This is a genomic window from Candidatus Cloacimonadota bacterium (assembly GCA_020532355.1).
Lineage (GTDB): Bacteria > Cloacimonadota > Cloacimonadia > Cloacimonadales > Cloacimonadaceae > UBA5456.
This window is the reverse complement of the sequence record JAJBBD010000090.1, coordinates 1-5,650: the sequence shown is the minus strand read 5'-3', so window position 1 is coordinate 5,650 and position 5,650 is coordinate 1. Positions and strand designations below refer to the sequence as shown.

Annotated in this window: 5 protein-coding genes; 2 read left to right on the top strand and 3 right to left on the bottom strand. The window is 41.9% G+C overall.

Features of this window, described 5'->3' with window-relative positions:
- Positions 1 to 97: 97 nt before the first annotated feature.
- Positions 98 to 484, bottom strand: coding sequence for a GNAT family N-acetyltransferase (locus LHW48_02905; protein MCB5259409.1), 387 nt, complete (start codon positions 482 to 484; stop codon positions 98 to 100).
- Positions 485 to 855: 371 nt separating this feature from the next.
- On the opposite strand from LHW48_02905, the gene LHW48_02900 reads away from it, so the two are divergent.
- Both LHW48_02900 and arcC read left to right on the top strand, forming a co-directional pair.
- Positions 856 to 2,229, top strand: coding sequence for a cyclic 2,3-diphosphoglycerate synthase (locus tag LHW48_02900; GenBank protein MCB5259408.1), 1,374 nt, complete (start codon positions 856 to 858; stop codon positions 2,227 to 2,229).
- An 88-nt stretch (positions 2,230 to 2,317) separates the two neighbouring features.
- Entirely contained in the window at positions 2,318 to 3,265 is a 948-nt protein-coding gene (gene arcC, locus LHW48_02895; protein ID MCB5259407.1) for a carbamate kinase, read from the top strand.
- Positions 3,266 to 3,426: 161 nt separating this feature from the next.
- Here the strand turns inward: arcC and LHW48_02890 are convergent, their stop codons facing one another.
- Positions 3,427 to 3,675, bottom strand: a complete 249-nt coding sequence (locus tag LHW48_02890) for a hypothetical protein (GenBank protein ID MCB5259406.1) — start codon at positions 3,673 to 3,675, stop codon at positions 3,427 to 3,429.
- Positions 3,676 to 3,692: 17 nt separating this feature from the next.
- Positions 3,693 to 5,378, bottom strand: a complete 1,686-nt coding sequence (locus LHW48_02885) for a glutamine--tRNA ligase/YqeY domain fusion protein (protein ID MCB5259405.1) — start codon at positions 5,376 to 5,378, stop codon at positions 3,693 to 3,695.
- Positions 5,379 to 5,650 lie beyond the last annotated feature (272 nt).

Genomic DNA, 5,650 nt, shown 5'->3' with positions numbered 1-5,650 from the left:
TTTGAAGAGTTAAGTGTGGCAGGTATATCTTATAAATAACTACAATAGGTCAGCTATCAAACACTAAACGGATGTATTTTTTGAAACTGAGCTGCGATCAGGATACTTGGAATACTGATCCTTGCTTTTTGTAGCCCAATTTGTGGTAATAATCATCTACATCAGACATCACAAAAGTGCCATAATCCGGAAATTCATCTCTAATACATTCCATCAGCATACGTCCCAAGCCCTTGCCTCTGTGCTTTTTGCAAACTAACAAGTCGCATACATAAATGTAAAAGCCACAATCCTCCAATGAGCGTGAATAGCCGATAAGCTCATTATGATTGTATGCCACATAGGTGATTGATTTTTTTAAAGCTAATTTATACTTTCCTATAGAATCATCACCCCAATAGCATATCCACTCTTTGCCCTCCAATTTGATCAGTTGAATCAATGCTTCCGCATCTTTCGCAGGATCGTATTTTCTTATTAACATAATCTAAGTACCTCACATGTACGGTTGAATGCATAAATGACTCAAATAATAGCGAGAGTCAATTTGGGTCAAGCACTTTAATATCTTGGAAAATTGTGACTATTGTTTTACATAACTCAATACACATAAACAGATTGCAGATAAGCTAGCTTGAGGTTCTGAATTCGCAACCACCACACTTAGTGTGTTAAGATATAACCTTTGCCTGAGCATTGAACGTTCTTATTGGAATTACTTAAAGCAATTGAACTATTTAAAACTTAGGATAGAGCTAAGGAATAAGGATGGATTCAAGATTTTTCTTGACGTTAAAAGTATGTTTGAAAGCTTGTTACAAAGAACAAAAACTAAGTAAATAAAGGAGATTCTCAATGAAACGCAAAGTTATCATTATGGGCGCTGCAGGGCGCGACTTCCACAATTTCAACGTCTTTTTCCGCGATAATAAGGACTATGAAGTCGTAGCTTTTACCGCCACCCAAATCCCCGGTATCGACGATAAGAAATATCCTGCTGCCTTGGCAGGTAAGCTCTATCCCAAAGGTATCGAGATCAAACCCGAAAGTGAGATTAAGAAACTTATCCAAACACACAATGTGGACCTTGTGGTCCTTGCATACAGCGATCTTCCCTATGAAGTGGTTATGCACAAAGCCGCTTTGGTAAATGCCACTGGCGCAGATTTTATGCTGATGGGTGCAGAAAACACTACAATTAAAACCAGCAAACCACTAGTAACCATTTGTGCAACACGCACAGGATGTGGAAAGTCTCAGACTACCCGTGCGGTTGTGAAAGCCCTCAAAGCACGAGGACTTAAAGTTGTATCTATTCGCCATCCCATGCCTTATGGCGATTTGGTAAAACAGAAAGTACAACGTTTTGCCGAACTTTCTGATCTTAAAAAACACAAATGCACCATCGAAGAAATGGAAGAATACGAGCCCCATATCCAAATGGGTAGTGTTATCTATGCTGGTGTAGATTATGAAGCTATCGTTCGCGAAGCCGAAAAAGAAGCAGACGTCATCATCTGGGACGGCGGGAATAACGATATTCCTTTCTACTGCTCAAACGAAATGGTTCGCATAGTAGTAGTAGATCCTCACCGCCCTGGCGATGAAATCTCCTACTATCCTGGCGAAACCAATGTATTGATGGCAGATGTAGTTGTAATCAACAAAATTGATAGTGCCGATATGGACGATATCAACGAAGTACGTGCCAATGTACGCGCCATCAATCCCAATGCCAAGATAATCGAAGCTGCTTCCCCTCTCTTTGTAGATCATCCCGAGATGATTTTGAACAAGAATGTATTAGTAGTGGAAGATGGCCCTACCCTTACCCACGGTGAGATGACCTTTGGCGCTGGAATGGTTGCTGCTGAGAAATATGGCTGTGCCGATTTTGTAGATCCTCGTCCTTGGGCAGTTGGCGAGATTAAAGATACATATAGAAAATATCCGGATATTGGCATTCTGCTTCCAGCTATGGGATATAGTGCTAAACAGATCAAGGATTTGGAAAAAACTATCAATACTACCGAATGTGATTCTGTGGTTATCGCTACCCCAATCGACCTGCGTCGCATCGTAAAAATCACCAAACCCGCTTGTCAGGTTGGCTATGAACTGCAGGAAATTGGCAGCCCAACTGTGGCTGAGGTATTGGAAGGTTTTGCTGCAAAGAAAGCAGCCCCTAAAAAGAAAACACCCCAAAAATCAACTTCCAAGAAGAAATAAGCAATCCTATTTAAGGATATATCCATATCCGGGGGTGAGTTTTTTGCTCATCCCCGGCTTTCACTTAAATACATAAAGAGGAAAATATATGAAAAAGACAGCGGTTCTTGCTTTAGGCGGAAATGCCATCATTAAGGCAGGTCAGAAAGGAACTATTACGGAGCAGTTTGCCAATACCAGAAACTCATTGGATGGCATCGTGGAACTTATCAGCAGAGGCTATCAACTAAGTATTACCCATGGCAATGGACCTCAGGTGGGAAATCTTCTCCGCCAACAGGAAGCAGGAGAAAAAGAAGGCCTTGCAGCTTTGCCCCTAGGTGTGCTAAATGCTGCCACAGAAGGTACTATGGGCTATATGATAGAGCAAAGCTTACAAAACAAGCTACTTCAGCAAGGCATCTCCAAACAGGTAATAACCATCGTTTCACAAGTAGTAGTGGATAAAAACGATCCCAGTATGAAGAATCCTACTAAGTTTGTGGGCAGTACCTATTATACCGCTGAACAAGCAAATGAGCTGAAAAAAAGCTTGGGTTGGAGCCTAAAAGAAGATTCTGGCAAGGGTTATCGCCGGGTGGTACCCTCACCAATGCCTATTGAGATTATTCCTGCTGAGACAATCAATGAGCTGGTTCACGAAGGTGAGATCGTAATTGCCGTTGGTGGCGGAGGAATTCCCGTATATCGTGAGGATAATGGAAGTTTGGAAGGCATAGATGCCGTTATAGATAAGGACTTTGCCAGTGCACTGTTGGCTTTGAACATCAAAGCGGACTTGTTTGTGATTCTAACTGGAGTGGAGAAGGTTTCTATCAATTTTGGTAAAGAGAATCAACAGGATCTGGATGTAATGACAGTAGCAGAAGCGCAAACGCATTATGATGAAAAACAATTTCCCGCTGGAAGTATGGGTCCAAAGATACTTGCAGCAATAGATTTTTTGAAGCGGGGTGGCAGTGAAGTGTTGATTACTTCAATCGAAAAAATTGTGGATGCCTTTGAAGGCAAGACAGGAACACGCATTGTTCACTAAAATTAGGATAAAACGTGGGGTTGCCCACGTTTTTTGTAACAACCGGATAAAGATGTAGACTACCAAAATACAAAGTCTCCGCTCCAAAACCCTAATCGTTAGTTTGCCCCAAAAAAGAACGCCGGTATGATCACCGGCGTTTATAGGATTTGAGTAAAGGGTTACATTTCGATCAACTGGGCTTTTACATACTCGATGGCGTTCAGTTTATCCATCATCTCTTTCAGTAGAGCCATATCACCCTCTACTTCCAAAACTACCAGACCATCGTTTGCACAGAATTCTTTGGAAACCTCATGCAGTCCCAATCGCACCTTGATGTTGCATCCGAAATCGGTAAGAATGCTTTGCACTCTAGTGGCTTCGGTGGCACGACGGTCGATCTTGATAAGTACAACTTTGTAAGTCATGTTTTCCTCCAGGTAGGTTATTGTTTTTTCTTTTGTTTTGCCCAACTGTCTCGGAGCGTAGTTATGCGGTTGAATACAGGATTATTCGCTGAAAAATCTTTATCCGCACAGAAATAACCCATTCGTAAGAATTGGAACTTATCTCCTGGGTTGGCTTCACTTAATGAGCTTTCTGCTAGGGCATCATTGTTTACAATCAAACTGGCTGGATTGAGATAATCTAAATGGCTTTTTCCTTCTTCGATATCGCCTAAATCTGGAATAGTGAAGAGGTGCTCAAATAATCGCACTTGAAGAGGGATGGCAGTTTCTGCGCAAACCCAGTGAATTGTGCCCTTAACCTTGCGGCCGTCTTTACTCCAACCACCTCTACTATTGGGATCGTAAGAACAACGAAGTTCGGTGATATTTCCCATCGCATCCTTGATAATTTCATCACAAGTAATATAGTATGCATGTTTCAAGCGTACTTCTTTGCCGGGAGCTAAGCGGAACCAACCCTTAAGCGGTTCTTCCATAAAGTCTTCCCTTTCAACAAAGAGATTGCGTGAAAAGCTGATCATGCGATTGCCTGAAGCGGGATCCTCAGGATTGTTTTCGGCAACCAACTCTTCAATTTTACTTTCAGGATAGTTAGTAACGGTAAGTTTGATAGGATCAAGAACTGCCATGCGGCGCAAGGCTTTTTTATTAAGATCCTCTCGGACGCAGAAATTTAGTAGCTCAAAATCTACCATGCTATTAGCTTTTGCTACCCCGATGCGATCCGCAAAATCCCGAATTGCTTCGGGAGTATAGCCACGCCTTCTCATACCAGCAATAGTAGGCATGCGGGGATCGTCCCAACCATTTACATAACCGTTTTTTACTAGTTCCAGCAGCAAGCGCTTGCTCATCACAGTGTAGCTGAGGTTCAAGCGAGCAAACTCTATTTGGCGAGGGTGGCAGGGCACAGGCAATTGATCTAAAAACCAATCATAAAGAGGGCGATGGTCTTCGAACTCTAAGGTACATATCGAATGTGTTATTCCTTCCAAAGCATCAGATATGCAATGCGTATAATCGTACATGGGGTAGATTTGCCAGCTATCTCCTGTACGATGGTGATCGTTCTTTTTTATGCGGTAAATAACAGGATCTCTCATATTTAGATTGGGACTTTCCATGTTGATCTTGGCGCGCAAAGACTTGCTGCCTTCAGGGAATTCACCAGAGCGCATGCGCCTAAACAAATCAAGGTTTTCCTCGATGGAACGATTTCGGTAAGGGCTGTCTTTACCAGGTATGGTAAGGGTTCCGCGGTACTTGCGGAGTTCATCCATGTTCAGATCGCATACAAATGCTTTGCCTTTTTGGATAAGGATTTCTGCATACTCATATAGCTTGTCGAAGTAATCTGATGCATAAAACAGCTTGTCGTTCCAATTCCATCCAAGCCAGCGTACGTCTTCCATGATGCTATCTACGTATTCCACGTCTTCTTTCACGGGATTTGTGTCGTCAAAACGGAGATGACATCTGCCCTCAAAATCTCGTGCTAAGCCGAAATTTAAACAGATTGATTTGGCGTGACCGATATGTAAATATCCATTTGGCTCAGGAGGGAATCGGGTAACGATGTAATCGTGTTTACCACTTTGGATATCTTCTTCTATAATATTACGAATAAAATTCGGTACAGGAGTTTTGGGTTCATTTTCCATTAGTTCATCCTTCTGTAAAACAAAGTATTTCAATTCCTTTGTAGCCATAAATCAAGTCAAGATTTTTCTTTAGTATCACAACCGCTCGATGACCGGAGTTAAAAAGATCGTTTTCAATACTAGTGCCCACTAGTGGGGCGGGTTAGGAAAAAACACTATGTTTGTTGGAGTACTAGGAGAAAATTTGTTGAACTCATAGTTAGACTTCTTGCAGCGAAAGATTATATTGAGATATTAGACTATCTCAAGGTACTGAGCGTCAATAAGCAGAC

What these genes read in the sequence shown, in the direction of transcription:
- LHW48_02905 (MCB5259409.1), bottom strand. Translation starts at nt 484, where the DNA reads ATGTTAATAAGAAAATACGATCCTGCGAAAGATGCGGAAGCATTGATT.
- LHW48_02900 (MCB5259408.1), top strand. Translation starts at nt 856, where the DNA reads ATGAAACGCAAAGTTATCATTATGGGCGCTGCAGGGCGCGACTTCCAC.
- arcC (MCB5259407.1), top strand. Translation starts at nt 2,318, where the DNA reads ATGAAAAAGACAGCGGTTCTTGCTTTAGGCGGAAATGCCATCATTAAG.
- LHW48_02890 (MCB5259406.1), bottom strand. Translation starts at nt 3,675, where the DNA reads ATGACTTACAAAGTTGTACTTATCAAGATCGACCGTCGTGCCACCGAA.
- LHW48_02885 (MCB5259405.1), bottom strand. Translation starts at nt 5,378, where the DNA reads ATGGAAAATGAACCCAAAACTCCTGTACCGAATTTTATTCGTAATATT.